Raw genomic sequence first — 18,954 nt, 5'->3', positions numbered from 1 at the left:
TTTTCCGAAATCAGAAATCCCAAATCCGAATTCCCTTAAATCTTTGGTACAATACTAATGTGACATCAATAATGTATTTATCTTAAATTTTCATTTCGTAACTTGTGCTTTCATCAAAAATTACTCAACAATCTAATCAAAACGAATGAAAACACTTCACAAAAAACTTCTTCTCAGCACTTCTCTCATGTTGGGAATTCACCTTTCTAATGCACAAATGCAATATCCAAATACCAAAAAAATTGACCACGTTGATGATTATCACGGGGTGAAAGTTGCCGACCCTTATCGTTGGCTGGAAGACGACCGCTCTGCCGAGACAGGCGAATGGGTAAAGGCTGAAAATAAAGTAACTTTTGAATATTTAGAAAAAATACCCTATCGAAATATGCTGAAAGAGCGTATCGAAAAGGTGTTTAATTATCCAAAATATTCTGCTCCATCTCGCAAAAATGAATGGTTTTATTTTTCTAAAAATGATGGTTTACAGAATCAATCGGTATTATATCGCCAAAAAGGTTTAGACGGAACGCCAGAAGTAGTGCTTGACCCCAACAAACTTTCTCCTGATGGCACTACTCGCTTAGGAGCTTTTTCGGTTTCTAAAGATGGTAAGTATGCGGTTTATTATTTATCAAAAGGTGGTTCAGATTGGCAAGAAGCCTACATCATGGATTTGTCCACAAAACAAAACCTCCCCGACCATATCGAATGGATAAAAGTATCAGGGGCAGCTTGGCAAGGAAATGGTTTTTATTATAGCCGTTACCCAAAACCCGAAGGGAGTGCTTTAGCAGCGAAAAACGAAAATCATCAAGTGTTTTATCACAAAGTCGGAACGTCGCAAGAACAAGATGAATTGGTGTATGAAAACAAAGAAAATCCACAAAGGTTTAATACAATTTCAGTTTCTGACGATGAAAAATTTGCTTTCTTGAACATTAGCGACCGAGGTAAAGGCAAAGAAGGAAATGCCCTGTATTTTAGAAAATTAGGACAAAAGGAATTTACTCCTATTATCGCAGAAGTTGGCGATTTTCAATACAGTATTGTGGATAATATTGGCGAAAATTTCCTGATAGAAACGAATGAAAAAGCTCAGAATTCAAAAGTAGAATTGTACAATCCAGCTACAAAAACTTGGAAAAACATTATTCCTGAAAAACCTGAGCCTTTACAAGGCGTAGGCACGGCAGGGGGAAAAATGTTTGCTACTTATTTGAAAGACGTAACAACTCGTGTTTATGTCTATGACCTTTCTGGTAAATTAGAAAATGAAGTGAAACTGCCCGGATTAGGTACAGCAGGTGGTTTTGGTGGCGAAGCAGACGATAAATTTGTGTTTTATACATTTACTTCTTTCACTTTTCCACCAACGATTTATCGTTATGATATTGCCACAAAACAAACTTCTGTTTTCCGCAAACCAGAAGTACAGTTTAATCCAGATGCTTTTGAAACTAAACAGATTTTTTATACTTCAAAAGACGGCACGAAAGTACCCATGTTTATTACCTACAAAAAAGGTTTGGTATTGAATGGAAAAAATCCAACGCTTTTATATGCTTATGGTGGCTTTAATATCAGTTCTCAGCCAGCTTTTTCGGCTACTTTAATTCCATTTTTGGAACAAGGAGGCGTTTATGCTTTGGCAAATATTAGAGGTGGTGCAGAGTATGGTGAAAAATGGCATGAAGCAGGAATGAAATTGAAAAAGCAGAATGTCTATGACGATTTCATTGCCGCAGGAGAGTACTTGATTGCCCAGAAGTATTGTACAAAAGATTTCTTGGCACTGCGTGGCGGTTCAAATGGCGGACTTTTGGTGGGTGCAGTGATCAATCAGCGTCCTGATTTATGTAAAGTTGCCATTCCACAAGTAGGTGTGATGGATATGCTACGTTATCATAAATTTACCATCGGCTGGAATTGGTCGCCTGAGTACGGAAATTCGGATGATGCCACAGATTTTAAAAATCTTTATGGTTATTCGCCACTTCATAATATCAAAGAAGGTGTAGAATATCCTGCAACGTTAATCACAACCGCCGACCACGACGACCGTGTTGTACCTGCTCATTCATTCAAATATGCCGCTACTTTGCAAGAAAAAGCAGGTAAAAGTAAAAATCCATTATTGATAAGAATTGATGTAAATTCTGGTCACGGAGCAAGTAATACAAAGAAAAACATTGAATTAACAGCCGATATTTACGCCTTTATTTTCGAAAATATGGGCATAGAAGTAAAAGGATTTTAGCAATTTCTAAGGTCATTTAAAAAGGGTTTACTGGATAATATTTCAGTAAACCCTTTTTTATTTATTGCTAACGACTTTCAAACCTACAATGCCAACCGTAATCAACATCAGGAAAAAAGCTTCTGCCCAATTGAGCTTTTCGTGAAAGAAAAATATTTCAGCAATTTTGATGAAGATTAACGCCGAGGCAGTCCAAACAGCCATTGCCGTAGCGGTTGGAATGGTTTTTAAAGCCATCGAAAAGAAGTAAATATTGCCGATGCCAAAAACGATATAACCCAACAAAGGTATGATTTTCAAAATCCCTTCCAGCTCCAAATACTTCTGGAGTGGAAGGGATTTTATGTCTTTAAAACTGAGGAATTTCAGCGAAAATGTCCATGCTGATTCAAATAAAGCAGCAATAAAAATGTAAATCCAAGCCATTTATTAAGCGTTATGATGTATGGAATATGAATTATGAGATATTGATACACAGCATTCGCTTCGCATAACAACATCCTTTTTTTTGATTACTTAATATGCTCAGAATGATGATTATATGATTCGTTTTTTTCTTTATTTTCTTGCTGTTCTGTTCTACGGTAAGTCATAGAAGAATTTTCGACCATAAAGGAATGTTCAAGGTCTTCTATCCAATGTGTAATTTTCTTTAAAATATTCGGACGCAAATTATAATACCAGGCAAACCATTTATAGCGAAGTAGTTTTTTCTCATCAAAACGCTTTATAGAAAAGGCGTGTTGCAAGAAATAATCTTTCGGAAAATCATAATACAATCCCCAGTTTTCACGCTCATTGCCGGGCTTATGTCCCGGAAAATAGGCTGTCCCAAAAAGATAATCCCAGAAAGCAAATTTAGTTGAAAAGTTGGCATGAAATACTTCTTGATAATTGGCATGATGCCATAAATGTAATTCTGGCGAATTGAAAATATACTTCCATTTTCCCATTTTTACATCAATATTGGCATGAATAAACATCCCGAAAACGGCATCTAACAATGCTTTTATTGGTAAAACGGCAGGGTCGGCACCAAGTACGATAATCGGCAAAAACTCTATGGTTTGGTTGATGATAATTTCAACCGCATGCGAACGTGAACCTTCCAAAAAATCTACTTCTTTGCCCGAATGATGAGCCTCGTGTGTTCGCCACAAAAACTTATTGGCGTGCTGAAAACGATGAAACCAGTAAATATAAAAATCGTGGGTAATCAAAAAGAAAAGTACTTGTACAGGTACAGACCAATGTTTTACAAACTGATAAGCAGACCAATCGAAACTATGATTAATTGGCTGAATGATGTAATCGAAAATGAGAATTTTAAGAAAGTAACTTTGAATAATTGTGTACCAAACTAAATCTACCCAAAAACCTTCTCTAAAAAACTTGAGTCCTTTTCGGTAGGGAAAAAGTCGTTCCATTAAGATGATAAAAAACATCCAACAAAATAATATTGAAGTGGTTATTGTCAAGAGATTCATATTGGTTGATGACATTGAAGCGTAATTAAAGAACTTTTTTATTGAATTTTATAGAAATGAAGTAGTAGTGTTTACTACTACTTCATTTAAAAGAAGCTGAATGCTCAAAGCTATAAACTACACAACATACTCCGCTGAAATATGTTTTCTGAGTTTTTTCATTTGTGAAATTTCGGCTTCATATACTTTTTTGATGCCATCTCCCGCAGCGATTTCTACGTCACGAATGTCTTTTACCAAACGTGCCAAACCTTGTGGCTCAACAGAAGCAGCGTGGTCTGAACCCCACATCGCACGGTCTAAAGTAAAGTGACGCTCAACAAAGGTTGCTCCCATCGAAACCGCCGCTACCGTAGTTGCCAAACCTGTTTCGTGACCAGAGTAACCAATCGGTGTATCTGGGAACATTTCGCCCAAAGTTCTAATCATACTCAAATTCAATTCTTCTGGTTTACAAGGATAAGCCGAAGTAGAGTGAGCAATCATCAATGGATAATTTTCGTCGAAATTTTTAATGAAAGCTACTGTATCTGTAATTTCTTTCACGGTTGACATTCCCGTTGAAATCATCAATGGACGACCCGTGTGAAGTATTTTTTCAATTAATTCTAAATCCGTCAAAGAAGCCGAAGCCAATTTGTATAAAACTGGACTAAAATGTTCTAAGAAATCAACCGATTCTACATCCCAAGGCGAAGCGAACCAGTCGATACCTCTTTGTTTGGCGTGTTGGTCGATGGCAGAGTATTCTAAATTGCCAAATTCAGTTTTACGTTTGTAGTCAATGTACGACATTCTTCCCCAAGGAGTATCACGTTGGATTTCCCATTGGTCAAGCGGAACACATAATTCAGGTGTTCTTTTCTGGAATTTTACCGCATCTGCTTTCGCATTTGCACCTTCATCAATGAGCTGTTTTGCGATGTCTAAAGAACCATTGTGATTGATTCCGATTTCGGCAATAATGTAGCATGGCTGACCTTTACCGATAACTTTTCCTGATGATAATGTAACGTTTTTCATTTGTAATGGACGTAAAAACCCCCTGACCCCCAAAGGAGGGTTTGTTTAGAAAAGTATGGATGTCTTGGGGATAAGGATTGCTCAGATATGATAATTTGGACAATCCACAAAAGACATTATGGATAAAATATTTTTATGAAATTCGATTAAGATTGTGCGGCGATGATTAATTCTGCAAATTCTCTGAAACAGCCTTCGCCACCTTTGTTTTCACAGATATAATCGGCAACTTCTTTGGTAAAACTAATGGCATCGCTTGGGCAAGCGGTTAATCCAACGTTTTGCATAATTTCAATATCATTCACATCGTCGCCGATGTAGGCAATGTTATTTTTGGTCAGATTTCTGTTTACCATAATTTGAACTAACACTGCCAATTTATCTTTGATGCCCAAATGCAATTCAGTAATCTTGAGTTTTTCGGCTCTTTTGGCAACCGAAGGCGATACTTCTCCTGTGATGATTGCCGTTTCAACATTGACTAATTTGCGAAGTCTTTCAACACCCATTCCATCACGGATATTGAACTTTTTTAATACTTCACCATTTTCGCCATAATAAACGCCCGCATCCGTCAACACGCCATCACAGTCGGTAATGAGTAATTTGATATGCTTTGCTTTTTCGTGTACGCTCATATTTATATCAATTGTGATTGAGTGAATTGTGAATTAGTGATTGATTTTAAAATTTTGAGTTAGTGAGTTGTGAATTAATGAGTTATTTTTTTGCTTATGATTAAATTTCAATCTTTTACTTTTTTAATCACTCAATCACAATTCACTAACTCACTAATTAACAACTCACTCATTCACTCAATCATAATTAAACAGCTGTCCATCCGCCATCTACAACCAGATTTGCACCTGTCATGTATGCCGAAGCGTCGGATGCTAAGTAAATTAATGCTCCTTGATAATCGCTTGAAGTTGCCATTCTTCCCAAAAGAGTTTTAGCAGAATAGTTTTTTACGAAATACTCATCTTGCGAATTTTCTACACCGCCCGGCGAAAGTGTGTTTACTCTCACGCCTTTGTTGCCCCAATAAGCCGCCAAATAGCGAGTAAAATTGATGATTGCTCCTTTGGTAGTTGGGTACGATGGCGACTTGAAAAATAACTGTTCTCCTGCTTCGTTGCGGTAAATACTTTGGTCTGGGCCAACGATTCCGTAAGTCGAAGCAATGTTGATGATACTTCCGCTGCCTTGTTCAGCCATTACCGCACCGAATACTTGTGAGCATAAAAACACACCCAACACATTTACTTCTAAAGATTTTCGGAATGATTCTAACGGATATTTTTCAAATGCAGAAAGCGAAGCCGCCAATTCTGGATTTTCAAACATATCGTTGATAGCGGCATTGTTCACCAAAATATCAATCGAGCCAAAGCGAGCTAAGATTTCGTTTTTTGCGTTTATCAAAGAGGTTTCATTCGTAACATCAATGTTTACGCCCAAAGCATTTTCTCCCAATGTTTCAGCAAAAGCTTTTGGATTCGCTTGAGCGATGTCCGCCACTACAACGTTTGCTCCAACAGCCTTTAAGGCTTCACAATGCTTCTTTCCGATAAGTCCAGTTCCGCCTGTAACAATCGCCGTTTTTCCGACCAATGAAAACAGTTGAGGAATGGTACTTGTATTTATATTTTCCATAAAATGTTATCTCTAAAAACAAATTGCTAAAGAGGTTTAATCTAATTCAGCAATGACATTTCATAATTCATCACTCATAATTCATCACTCTATTAGGCTTTTGCCAAAGCAGGCTTAATATTATAATTGCTTGTTTTTCTGAAAACAGCTTCTAATACTTCACCTTTCAAGTACGACTTTACATCTTTACTTTCAATGGCTTCTTTCAAAATTGGCATTACTTCACGGTAAGCCGAAAGGGTGTATTGAATGTCTTCGTCTGAGTGACTAAAACACATATTATGAAAACCAGCCCACAATACGCCACGCTTAATCATTTCTTGTTGCATCAAAGCTTTTACTTCTAAACCATTGCCAGCTTCTGGAGCGAAAGTAACCATTGAACGGCAGTTATAACCGATACATTTAGTCAGGTTTTCTAAACCAAATTCTTTAGCAATTTCGTTGTAACCGTCTTTGATAATACCGCCTTTTTCGTCTAAATAAGCAGGTACGTTTTTATCTCTGATTTCTTTAATCGTAGCAATACTTGCCGCCAAAGAAAGTGCTTCGCCTCCGAAAGTTGTGTAGCTAAATACTTCGCTGTTGAACAATTCCATTACATCTGCACGACCAGTCAATAAAGCAATTGGCATTCCGTTGGCACAAGCTTTTGAGTAAACCGCTAAATCAGGAGTAACCTTGAAATACTCTTGAGCCCCACCCAAAGCGATGCGGAAACCTGTCCACATTTCATCAAAAATGAGCAAAGTGCCATTTTCACGACAAACCTCAGCTAATTCTTGCAAGAAGTTGTTTTGTGGTGCTTCAAAAATGAAAGGCTCAAGAATGATAGCAGCAACATCTTCGTCTAAAGCTTCTTTGATGGCTTCGATATTGTTGTATTCAAAAGTATAAGTCATGTTTTGAATGGCTTCTGGAATACCTGCATTACGGCTTGTAATACCGATATACCAGTCGTGCCAACCGTGATAACCACAACAGAAAATCTTCTCACGTCCTGTAAATGCACGAGCCACACGAATAGCCGCCGAACAAACGTCTGCACCTGTTTTCGAGATTTTTACGGCTTCTGCATTTGGAATTACTTCTTGAATTAATTCTGAAAGTTCTACTTCCAAAGGGTGCATCAAAGAGAAAGTGATGCCATCTTCTAATTGTTTTTTGATAGCTTCGTCCACTGCTGGATAAGTGTAACCCAAAGAAAGTGGACCAATGGCAGCGTTGAAATCTATATATTCGTTGCCATCTACGTCCCAAACGTGCGAGCCTTTTCCTTTTTTCAAATACTTCGGTGCTACACCTTTGGTGAATTGCCCCGGGCCTTTGGCAAGTGTTTGTGTGATGGGCTTTTGTACTTTTAAAGCTCTGTTATACCAACTATCCGACTCAGTGATATTTGGATAATTTTCGTTAGATTGTATTGTATTGGGCATTTTTTTTTAGACTTTAGGATTTTAAGACACAAGAGAAAAGACGAAAGACACAAGATGCAAGAAGCTTTGAGCTATGAGCAGTGAGCCTTGAGCTTATCTATTAGAGTAAAAGCTCAAAGCTCACGGCTCATAGCTGATAACTCACAGCTACTTCCAATATTTTCTCTGCCATTTGTTTTCCTGTGAAACCTTCGTATGCTAATACTTCATTCAAGCGTGCTGGTTTGAACCATTTTTCATTTAAAGCAATCGGTAAAACATCGGCTGTCATTCTGTTTTTCAACAAAGTTTCTGCTACGATACTGTACAAACCGCCTGTTAGGAAATGGTCTTCAATCGTTACAATAAGCTCTGATTGTTGAGCCGCTTTAATGATTGCTTTTTCGTCCACAGGTTTCAAACTTCTCATGTTGATTAAACCCACAGATTTACCTTGTTCACGCAAGATTTCAGCGGTAATCAAGGCTTGTTCAAACATAAAACCATAAACCAAAATCGTCACGTCTGTACCTTCTGAAATGATTTCAGCTTTACCAATTTCAAAATTTGTATCATGCTGATACTTGGCTGGTCTGTTACAAATACGGACATAAGCAGGATTTGGCGTATTCCAGATTTTAGGTAACATCGTCACTAAATCACTTTCGTCGGCAGGAGCAAAAACCTGCATATTCGGAATACCACGCATAATACTTACATCTTCAATGGCTTGGTGCGTTGGGCCATTTCCATCCGACAAAAAACCCGGAATAAAACTGCTCAACTTTACAGGAAGATTGGCAATACCTGCATCAGTACGGATAAATTCAAAAGCACGCATCGACAAAAATGCCGACAAAGCATGAACAACAGGAATGCGTCCACGTAAAGCCAAACCTGCGGCAGCACCAATCATCGTTTGTTCGGTGATACCTGTATCTATAAATCTTTTTCCCAAAACTGCTGGTAGATTTCTCACCAAAGCACGGTTTTCGGCAGTCATTACCACAAATCGCTCGTCAGCAAGGGCTGTATTTTTTAATAATTCTTCGTACATGATTTTTTAATTTTTAGCTTTTAGCTGTCAGCCTTGAGCTATGAGCTTTGAGCAGTGAGCTTTAGATATTTAATTTAGTTTTCATATATTTTAGCTCATAGCTCAAAGCTCACGGCTCATAGCTTACAGCTAAAAACCTATCTAACCATCAATACCTCTGATTCAATAGTTGCTGCGTGAACGCCGTGTAATTCTTCCATCAATTGTGAAACTTCATTTTCTGAAAAATTACAGAACCAACGGTCGGCACGGGCTTCGATACTTGGTAAACCTTTGCCTCGCACAGTATCCGCAATGACTACATGAAGTTTTCCTTTGCGTTCATCCAAACTTGTAAATGCTTCTTCTAAATCCAAGAAATTATGTCCATCAATTCTTACGACATCCGCCCCAAAAGCTTTGAATTTATCCGCCAAAGGTTCTAAAGGAATTAATTCCTCAGTGGCAACATTCGCTTGGAAATGATTGCGGTCAATCACAAAAACCAGATTGTCTAATTTGTAAGCATTCGCTACCAAAACAGCTTCCCAGCACGAACCTTCGTTCAATTCGCCATCGCCCAAAATACATACGATTCTGTTCTCTGTCCCTCTGATTTTACAATCTAAAGCCACGCCCAAGGAAACCGCAGGAAGGTGTCCCAACGAACCAGAGTGAAATTCAATTCCCGGAATTTTAGTGTTTGGATGCCAGTAAATATTATCGTTTGCTGAAAGGTGATTTTGTAAACGTTCGGCTTCTAAAATACCCATTTCAACCAAAGTACCGTACAAAGCAGGCACATCGTGTCCTTTTGAAAGAAAGAGGTAGTCACGATTAGGGTCGTCGAGATTTTCTTTGGAAATATTCAAAAAATCGTTGTAGAGATAAACCATCAAATCGGTAGCTGAAAGGGACGCACCTACAAAACAACCGCCATCCGTGGACATTCCGATGATGTGTTCACGTACTCGCAAAGCGATGCTTGTTAATTTTTCTAATTTTTCTTCGGTCATGGTAGCTATATATTTATGCTAAATGCTCAATTTTGTTTGTTCTGCTGTAATGGTTTTCAGTTCACCTAAATGATTTCTGTACCAGTTTACCCCTGCAAAATGTTGATTGATGGCGTAGATTTCAGGCTTTTCTTCTAATAACGACAGTATGTCTTCTAATGAAAAAGCTGGATTTTGTGGATATAATTCTTCAAAAACTCGTTTGATAAACAAGTAATCTTCGTAATAATCTATCGTAAAACGATGTGACATCGAGTAGTCTAAACCTGTTTCCCAAGTCACATTCGCCAAGCGAAATTTGTCTGGGTTTTCCCAGAAATAAGGTGTAGTATGTTCCAACTCCAAAGGACGAGTTGCTTCTTGCCAAGCTTTTTTCAAAGCCTCAAAAGTCATTATTTCTACATCGTTGCCATCTGGATAAGTAGCAGGATGAAGGTTACTTACAAAGTCGTATTTCCCTTCATTTTCAACATAGAAATCCAATACTTTATCCACAATGCGAGGGTCAATCAATGGACAATCCGAAGGAATTTTAATGACAATATCCGCATTCGTCAATACACCAACTTGATAATGTCTGTCCAATAAATTATTCAAACTTCCACGAAAACAAGTAATGTTTTTTGCTTGACAAAATTCTTCGATTACATCGTCTTCTGAGTTTTCAGAAGTAGCAATTACGATACTTGCTTTGTGTTTGATTTGCTGCAAACGCTCAACCATTCTATAAAGCAGGCTTTCGCCCAAAATGGGTAATAAAACCTTTTTGGGTAAGCGGCTTGAAGACATTCGAGCCTGAACAACAATGCTAATGGCTGTCATTGTGAAGTAATGAGTGATTGTAATGATAACTTAGTTTTTCAATCTTCTAATTATCATTATTTACGAAAAAATAAACTTCTCTTACATGGTATTCATCACATGATGAATACTTATTGATAAACCAATTCAGAAACGGCTCTGTACTGATACGATTTAGCGAAATCTTCTTTTTTGCCAGAAAAAGCTAAGAAATCACGGCAAACCTGAGCGATATTTTTTGCCGAAGTACCTTTGTTTTGTAAAGGCATTTGGCTTTTTAATTCTGCTTCATCAAAATATGAATGGACTTTCTTACCCAAAGCCATGCCCACATAAACGGCAGAAGAGTACTGGGTAATAAATTCATCACAATTAGCAATCATCGGGTTAAGATTTCCAGAAGTATAAATGATAGTGCCTTCTGGCGTATTTTCTTTGATTTCGGCTACGGCTCTTTCTACAATTTCGTTGGGATGTAGCTTAAAAATCATTTGTCTGCCCGCCGCTTTTGCCACACAATCTTTAATAAAACCGATTCTATCTTCATTTCTAAAGCACTCTCTGCTATCAGAAGTGGCTACCAAAACGTAATTGTGAAGGGGAAAATCGTTCTGAAAATATTGCTCACAATTATCAAAATTGGGCATTCCAGTTACGAAAATTTTATGTGCATCCGTTCCAATATTTGCAAAGCGATTTTTGTATCCTTCGGATGCCGCACAATACACATCACAAATATTTGAAGCACCGTTTAAGGAAGTACCAATTGCCAAATAAGGAGGTAATTTTAGCTTTTTAATAAGTTTACTCACCGTATTATGCTCATCAATCATGCCTTCTTGTACCCACAAAGTTTTGGTTTGAAGCATTCTGTCGGGGATAATCAAATCGGAGCAATAAACCACCAAATCGTAATGTTGTTTTCTGCCTTTGTAGTCCATTTTTAGCCCTTTTTCACGGCAATACTTCTCTGAATTTTCTTTGAATTGTCCAGAAACTACCGTTCTATCTAACAACTGAGTGTTATCAATAAGCCACTGATAAATAGGCGAATCCACAAAAATTTGACTAAACCAACAATCGAACTCTGGCAACTCTTTTGAAATTTGCTCCATTTGAGTTGTTTGATTGATTGAACCCGTGATGAATAAAATTTTCTTTTGCATAAACGGTGGATGATTTTATTGAAACAAAATTATAAAGCGAGTATTAATTCTCCGTTACCTCGAAATTAAGTGTTTATAAGCTTTACTGTTATCAATGTAAAGACAGCATTAAGCATATTCAACATCAATGTTATTGCTTTATTATCAGAGTATTAAGGGCAGAAAATTGTCAAGTTAAAAATCAAAACGCATTCTAAACCTTACCGTCGGATTTGAGCTTACATTGGGGTTTTCCAGATAACTCAATCTTTTAATAAAGTCTAATCTCAGTACTTTAAAGATGTTTTCAAGCCCCAAACTCATTTCCATATATGGTTTACTTTCTAATGAAAAAGTACTTGGGTTTCCGTTTTCGTCGGTAGGTAAAAGCATTAAACCATTTTCGGCTGTTGGTTTATTTTTATCGCTGAGTTTTCCCATTAAACCTTTAAAAGAAATTACTTCTCGTAGTTTCAACTTTTTAATGAGTGGTAATTTATTTAAAATGAATCCATTGAAATGATGGTCAACAAACAAAGCTGCGTACTCGTCGCTGACGAACTCCAAGAAATTCATTAAGTTATAAGCTTCTGGCTGATAAGCATAGGTTTGGTTGGCTCTATGAATGGTCAGCAAAGCAAAAGGCAAAGCATTGAACGTTTTTCCGCCTTCTAAGGTAAAATCTGTAAAGCCAATGGGCGGTAAATACACTCGCTTGTGCGTATAAGCGACCAATCGCTGAAAATTGTACTGACTACCCAACACGCCTTTGATACCAAGAGTATAACGCAACTGAAAAGACGGATACTTATTAATGATAGGAATTCGATAATTTTTGCCTTGATAAAATTGTTCATTGGGGGCGTATCGCAAGCCTAACATTATTTCACTTGTTATGATTTCGGGCGTACTGATTTGGTTACCTTCTTTACTTAAACTATTGAATTGCAATGCCCCAGTAGGCGTTTGTCGAATATTTTTAAAGTTTAGATTAAGCGTAAAACCACTTTTTGATTCATTCAGATAATCAATATTCAGTACTTTGTTGTAGGTCATTTTGTTGTTTTGTCCTCTTTTGAACGAAAGCAAAAAGTTATCTTCCTGTACAAATTGTAGCTCCTGTCCGGGAATTTTGATTTCGTTTTGATACGAAACCTGAATATGTTTTATCGGATAGGTATAAGTATTATGGTCTGTTAATGAGAACGTTGCAGAACCAAAGTACTTAAAACGCTCATCTCTAAAACCGTAAGCTCCATAGCTTTCGATGGCGATTCTATCACTAAAATTACTGGTCGTTCTTCCGCCCAAACGCAACCTAAAGCCTTCAATTGGATTGAAACTGTAAAAAGTATTTACTGGCCCAATTTCAAAACCACCAATGGGTTTATAACCTTCCAACAAAAAGGTGGCAGTATTCATAAATCGCTGAAAGGCTGGCACTTTTTTTACACTATCTACCATTGTATAAATACCTAATTCTTTCTTCGATAAGCCTTGATGGCGTGCAGCTTCCCAAAAAGCTTCATCTCGATTAGTAGCGTTTTTTTCGGTATCTACTTTTAGTCCTTCAAAATACTTTTCTGCAATGGCTTTATTAATAACGTAGTCTTTATACGACACACTCCTTTGCCCAAAAAGTCCCATGCCGTTTTCCTTTTTGAGTAAATTAAATTCGATGGCTAAATCATCTTTTGTCAACATCAAACCTTCGTTGGCTATAAAATCAAATTCTTGCGAGACTCGAAGGTCTGTAACGAAATTGACGTTGATGTCTTTTGAAAAGCCCATTTGTACTTTTCTAATAGCATAACTTGAATCTAAAGCCACATACATCGTGCCTTGAAACAATTGGTCATTTGAGTTTCTTGGCGAAAAACCTAAGTTTACACATTTTGTACCTTTAAATTCGGTGGTGTCGATAATTACATAACGGTAAAATTGTGGGGCAACTGGAGCAGTTGGTCCTAAAAACTGTGTTGCTAAAAGTAAAATATTGTTGTCATAAACATTTATATCTTGATAAAGTGCTTCTAAGTAAAGTTTTATCCCATTGTTATCAACATAATTTCCCAAGCCTGTCATTTTTTCGCCTTGAATTACTTCTTTTTTATTTTCGGGCGACTTTCTGTAATAGACATCAGAAATTGTTTCTTTTAAATACATAGGCAAATTGACTTTTCCCGTGATTTGCGAAGTATCTAAATGATTGAAAACAAAATCAAACTTTCGCAGGGAACGTTTATTTCTAAATTTTTCAGAAATATTACTAAGGTCAAATTCTAATTTTTCGTACTTATTGTACTGATAAAAATCCAGTGATTCTTTACGGTTTTCAGCTTTATGTTCAATTACTTTCCTGATTAAAGTAACGGCAGGATTATCTTTATTGCGGTAGCGGTCTTTTTTACCTTTTACTACTACTTCCTGCAAATCAGTATTTTGTACTTTTAATTTAAAGGTCAGCGTAATTATTTTTCCGCCTTCAATGGTTCTTACTTCGGGTGTGTAGCCTACAAAAGCTACTCTGAGTGTAGGCTTTGTGTCGGTAGTTTCTAAGTAAAAACTACCATTCATATCAGTCTGAGTTCCTTGTTTAGTTCCCATGATACTTATATTCACAAAGGGTAATACTTCTCCCGTTTTTGCATCAATTACTTTTCCTTTGATTCTTGTAGTTTGTTGTGCAAAAACATTAACATAAGTAACTACAAAGAAGAAGAGTAAAGAGGTTTTCAGTATTTTTTTTAATGCACGCATTACTATATGCTTAAATTGAACAAAGCAATCAAACGTTCGCTCTGCACGAACCAGTAAAATTTAACAAAAAGTAAGGTAATGAACCTCGAAGTCGATGCGAACAAATGAACACGTATTCACAAACGTATCACTAAAGGTTAGTGATAAATTGATAAAGTGGTTAATCTGTTTCTAAGTATTATAAGTAGCGTATGTGGGGCTTAATGTTTTGCAAACTGTGAAATTTTAGAATTAGTTCACAACTTGCGATAAAATGTGATAAAATTTCGTTTTGTACGAAGCTTTTATTTTCATTTTAAGTGCCTTAATTTACTGATGAACGACTATCAACGATTGAATAGTATTTTAGTAAACTATATTGACTTTATAAAAGTATAAACTAAAATTATAAAAGTCAAGTTTGTTTACTTTTTTTTATTCAAGAGTAGATTTTTCAAAAAATTATAATACTTTTTTAAGCGACTTGCCTGCAAAGTTGTTGGATAAAATCTAACTCAATATGGTTTTTTATATTTATTTAACATAGCACAAGAAATCATAATTTTTAGATAATCTCTGTGCTTCTCATTATATCATAGCATTGTCTAAATTTACTGCCGAATCCAGTAGAACTGATGAAGTTCTGCAAGTTTTCCTCATCACAAAACACAAAGCAATGAACTTTTTGCCCAACGCAACCACCATGATAAAATTAGTGATAGATGATTTTATTTATCAACTACGCAAGGCTTTACATTTCTTGCCAAAATCCAAAAAGTTGACAGCCGTTTTTTTCATCATTTTGATGAATGCAAATACTGCTTTTTCGCAACATAAAACTGAACATATTTTTTTAGTGACCACAGATGGTTTCAGATGGGAAGAAGTATTTGGCGGAGTGGATTCTGTGTTGTTGAACAGCAAAGAATTTACTAAAAATAAAGATAGAATAAAGCAGCATTTTTGGTCGGATACGGCTGAGGTGAGCCGCAAGAAAATTATGCCTTTTGTTTGGAACACGATGGCAAAACAAGGGCAACTTTACGGAAACCGCTGGGCAGGCAATAAAGTAAACGTAAAAAATCCCTACTGGTTTTCGTATCCCGGCTATAACGAAATCTTGACAGGTTATGCCGACGACAAAGTAAATTCAAATGATAAAATTTTGAATGAAAACATCACCGTTTTAGAGTTTTTGAATAATCAACCAAAGTACAAAGGAAAAGTAGCTGCTTACTCTACTTGGGATGTTTTCCCTTACATTATCAATGAAAAAAGAAGTGGAATTCCAGTAAATTCTGGGAAAGAATTAGTGGAAGGAAATCTGACAGAAAAAGAAAAAATGTTGAATGAAATCCAGAGTACTTACCCAAGTTTAGCCAGCGACCGCCACGATTTTATTACCTATTTTTTGGCGAAAGAATATATTAAGAAAAACCAACCAAGCGTTTTCTTTTTATCTTTTGACGAAACCGACGAATTTGCCCACGAAGCCAAATACGATGAGTACCTTTTTGCGGCAAATACTGTTGATAAATTTGTAGGCGACTTGTGGAATTATTGCCAAAGTAACCCAAAATACAAAGATAAAACGACCATCATCTTAACAACAGACCACGGAAGAGGCAACAAAATTAAAAATCAATGGACAAGCCACGGACAAAAAGTACCTGATTGTTATGAAATTTGGTTTGGCGTAATTGGCCCAGACACGCCAGCTTTGGGCGAAATCAAAACAGAAGGGCAGTACTTCCAAAACCAAATTGCGAAAACACTGGCGAAATTTTTAGGCTACGATTTTCAGAATGGAAAAGAAATTGGAGAAGCGGTGAAAGGAGTAATGAAGTAATTCAACAAATGATTATAGATTGCATAGCCTCGCTTGTCGAGGCTATTTTGCTTTTTAGCCCATTCTTTTCTTCATTTTTCAGATAGAATACATACATGAACCTTTGCAAATAATACTTTTACGGCAAAAATCAGTATTTTCACGTATTCTTTTATTTACATCAATATTTTATCAATAACGTTGCGTTTAGGGCAAAATCATGCAAAATAATTTTTTCGATACCCGCATAGAGTTTCTCAAAGGCGTTGGTGCTGCAAGGGCTTTGTTATTGAACACCGAACTCCAGATTTTTACTTACAGTGATTTAATTCAATATTATCCTTTTCGCTACGAAGACCGCACTAAGTTTTACCGTATTTTTGATTTGTACGAAGGAATGGATGCCGCACAAATTAAAGGAAGACTACATTTTTTTGAAAAAATTGGCGAAGGACATAAAGCCAGACTTACGGGGCAATTTTCAGACGGCACAGGAACAATGGAACTTACTTGGTTTCAAGGAGTAAGTTTTTTAGAGAAAAAACTGCGTGCTGGTGCTGAATATGTCATTTACGGTAAACCTGCATTTTTTCAAGGTCGTCCGCAAATGCAGCATCCTGAAATGGAATTGCTCAGTCCCGACAATGAAAAAGGTGGCTACTTTCAACCTGTTTATGGTTTAACCGAAAAGCTCAAAAAACGATATGTAGATTCAAAAGTAATTGCGACGATGCAACGCAATTTATTGGATTTGGCTTATGCCCAAATCCGAGAAACTTTGCCCGAAAATCTTCGTCAAAAATATCGTTTGGTTTCAAAAAGAGATGCCGTTTATAATATTCATTTGCCACAGTCGGAAGCATGGCTACACCAAGCCCGACGCAGATTGAAGTTTGAAGAACTTTTTTATAATCAACTCAGGCTGATTAAACAAAAACTCAGCAGACGAATTGATTATCAAGGGCAAGTATTTAAAAACACCAGTTTAGTAAGCGAATTTTATAAAAATCACTTGCCTTTTGATTTAACCAATGCCCAAAAAAGAGTAGTAAAAGAGATTTTTGAGGACATGAAATCGGGCAAACAAATGAATCGTTTGCTACAAGGAGATGTAGGTTCTGGCAAAACTATCGTGGCTTTTATTTGTATGCTTTTGGCAATCAGTAATGGCTGTCAGGCTTGTATCATTGCTCCTACCGAAATTTTAGCCGACCAGCATTATCAAGGTTTGAAAGAATTTGCCGAAAGTTTGGGCGTAAAAATCGACAAGCTCACAGGTTCTGTTCGGAAAAAAGCAAGAACAAGTATTCATGAAGGATTGCTGGATGGTTCGCTAAAAATACTGGTTGGCACACACGCCATTTTAGAAGATATTGTACAATTTCAGAATTTAGGTTTTGTCGTAATCGACGAACAGCACCGTTTTGGTGTAGCACAGCGAGCTAAACTTTGGGAGAAAAATTCAGAAATCCACCCGCATATTTTAGTAATGACGGCTACGCCAATTCCAAGAACTTTAGCCATGACACTCTATGGTGATTTGGATGTATCGGTCATTGACGAGCTACCCAAAGGACGAAAACCTATCAAAACCGTTCATCGCTACGACTCGCACCGTTTGAATGTTTTTGGTTTTATGCGTGATGAAATCAAAAAAGGACGACAAGTATATGTGGTATATCCTCTGATTGAAGAATCAGAAAAAATGGATTTTAAATTCTTGACAGATGGCTACGAAAGTATCGTTCGGGCATTTCCTGAGTATCATATCAGTATCGTTCACGGTAAAATGAAAGCCGCCGACAAGGATTTTGAAATGCAAAGATTCATCAAAAAAGAAACGCAAATTATGGTGGCTACTACCGTGATTGAGGTAGGCGTAAATGTTCCAAACGCTTCAATTATGGTGATAGAAAGTGCAGAGCGTTTTGGATTGGCACAATTACACCAATTGCGTGGACGAGTAGGACGTGGAGCAGAACAAAGTTATTGTATTTTGATGACAGACGTAAAACTTTCAAAAGATACTCGTACCAGAATTGACACGATGGTAAGAACCACTGATGGTTTTGAAATTGCCGACGTAGATTTACAATTACGTGGGCCGGGCGATTTGTCAGGTACACAGCAAAGTGGAGTCGTTGAACTACTGATAGCAGACTTGGCAAAAGATGGAGAGATTTTAAGAGTAGCCAGAGAATGTGCCATTGCCATTTTGGAAGAAGACCACGAATTGGAGCTTCCACAAAATGCGATGATAAAAGAACAAGTAGAAAACCAAAAAGCCAATACAAGCAACTGGGCGAGGATTAGTTGAAGAAGTACTAAGATGCAGCATTTAAGGACAAAACCATTGTCGCTAATTCAACATATCCCCAAAGTAGCAAAGAAATCGTTACCACAATTCCGACTAAACTGAAAAGTATAAAGCATAGAAGTAAGAAAAGTTTTCGCTTTGTCATAATATTAAATTTTGTAAAACTCAATTGTATTTATCTTAGATGTGAAATTTTAGAAATCACATTGTATAGAAATACACATTGATAAT

At 36.9% G+C, this 18,954-nt stretch carries 15 protein-coding genes; 3 read left to right on the top strand and 12 right to left on the bottom strand.

The features are described 5' to 3' along the window. The first annotated feature begins 145 nt into the window (after positions 1-145). Positions 146-2,260, top strand: a complete 2,115-nt coding sequence (locus VB248_RS01715) for a prolyl oligopeptidase family serine peptidase (RefSeq protein WP_407652835.1) — start codon at positions 146-148, stop codon at positions 2,258-2,260. Positions 2,261-2,317: 57 nt separating this feature from the next. Here VB248_RS01715 and VB248_RS01710 read toward each other — a convergent pair whose 3' ends face one another. From VB248_RS01710 to VB248_RS01660, 11 genes are all read right to left on the bottom strand, one after another. Continuing rightward, entirely contained in the window at positions 2,318-2,686 is a 369-nt protein-coding gene (locus VB248_RS01710; RefSeq protein ID WP_323294993.1) for a DMT family transporter, read from the bottom strand. A gap of 86 nt (positions 2,687-2,772) precedes the next feature. Further along, a complete protein-coding gene (locus VB248_RS01705) occupies positions 2,773-3,705 on the bottom strand; it encodes a sterol desaturase family protein (protein WP_323294992.1) in 933 nt (310 codons plus the stop codon). Between the two features lie 159 nt (positions 3,706-3,864). Beyond that, the gene (locus VB248_RS01700; RefSeq protein ID WP_323294991.1) at positions 3,865-4,770 is read right to left on the bottom strand and encodes an N-acetylneuraminate synthase family protein; all 906 of its coding nucleotides are present in this window, start codon (positions 4,768-4,770) and stop codon (positions 3,865-3,867) included. A gap of 146 nt (positions 4,771-4,916) precedes the next feature. Further along, positions 4,917-5,408 carry a KdsC family phosphatase gene (locus VB248_RS01695; protein WP_323294990.1) on the bottom strand — a complete coding sequence of 164 codons (492 nt, stop codon included), beginning with the start codon at positions 5,406-5,408 and terminating at the stop codon, positions 4,917-4,919. Positions 5,409-5,595: 187 nt separating this feature from the next. Next, entirely contained in the window at positions 5,596-6,426 is an 831-nt protein-coding gene (locus VB248_RS01690) for an SDR family oxidoreductase (RefSeq protein WP_323294989.1), read from the bottom strand. Between the two features lie 92 nt (positions 6,427-6,518). Then, complete coding sequence (locus tag VB248_RS01685; RefSeq protein WP_323294988.1) at positions 6,519-7,862, bottom strand: aminotransferase class III-fold pyridoxal phosphate-dependent enzyme; 1,344 nt, start codon at positions 7,860-7,862, stop codon at positions 6,519-6,521. Positions 7,863-7,989: 127 nt separating this feature from the next. After that, positions 7,990-8,898 (bottom strand): transketolase family protein, encoded by a 909-nt coding sequence (locus tag VB248_RS01680; protein ID WP_323294987.1) that lies wholly within the window; start codon positions 8,896-8,898, stop codon positions 7,990-7,992. Positions 8,899-9,035: 137 nt separating this feature from the next. Next, positions 9,036-9,893: a transketolase gene (locus tag VB248_RS01675; protein ID WP_323294986.1), complete on the bottom strand. Its 858-nt coding sequence runs from the start codon at positions 9,891-9,893 to the stop codon at positions 9,036-9,038. An 18-nt stretch (positions 9,894-9,911) separates the two neighbouring features. After that, a complete protein-coding gene (locus VB248_RS01670) occupies positions 9,912-10,715 on the bottom strand; it encodes a glycosyltransferase family protein (RefSeq protein ID WP_323294985.1) in 804 nt (267 codons plus the stop codon). 110 nt (positions 10,716-10,825) lie between these two features. Next, on the bottom strand, positions 10,826-11,860 hold the full coding sequence (locus tag VB248_RS01665; protein ID WP_323294984.1) for a hypothetical protein: 1,035 nt from the start codon (positions 11,858-11,860) through the stop codon (positions 10,826-10,828). Positions 11,861-12,034: 174 nt separating this feature from the next. After that, a complete protein-coding gene (locus VB248_RS01660; RefSeq protein WP_323294983.1) occupies positions 12,035-14,599 on the bottom strand; it encodes a DUF5686 and carboxypeptidase-like regulatory domain-containing protein in 2,565 nt (854 codons plus the stop codon). A gap of 655 nt (positions 14,600-15,254) precedes the next feature. Between VB248_RS01660 and VB248_RS01655 the strand changes: the two genes are divergently transcribed. Continuing rightward, a complete protein-coding gene (locus tag VB248_RS01655; RefSeq protein ID WP_323294982.1) occupies positions 15,255-16,427 on the top strand; it encodes an alkaline phosphatase family protein in 1,173 nt (390 codons plus the stop codon). 199 nt (positions 16,428-16,626) lie between these two features. Further along, on the top strand, positions 16,627-18,723 hold the full coding sequence (gene recG / locus VB248_RS01650; RefSeq protein ID WP_323294981.1) for an ATP-dependent DNA helicase RecG: 2,097 nt from the start codon (positions 16,627-16,629) through the stop codon (positions 18,721-18,723). 7 nt (positions 18,724-18,730) lie between these two features. Here the strand turns inward: recG and VB248_RS01645 are convergent, their stop codons facing one another. After that, positions 18,731-18,868 (bottom strand): hypothetical protein, encoded by a 138-nt coding sequence (locus VB248_RS01645; protein ID WP_323294980.1) that lies wholly within the window; start codon positions 18,866-18,868, stop codon positions 18,731-18,733. Positions 18,869-18,954 lie beyond the last annotated feature (86 nt).

It is taken from the genome of Arcicella rigui (genome assembly GCF_034929435.1).
In the GTDB taxonomy this organism is placed as follows: Bacteria; Bacteroidota; Bacteroidia; order Cytophagales; family Spirosomataceae; genus Arcicella; species Arcicella rigui.
The sequence above is the reverse complement of the archived record's forward strand: the minus strand, read 5'-3'. Positions and strand labels throughout refer to the sequence as shown.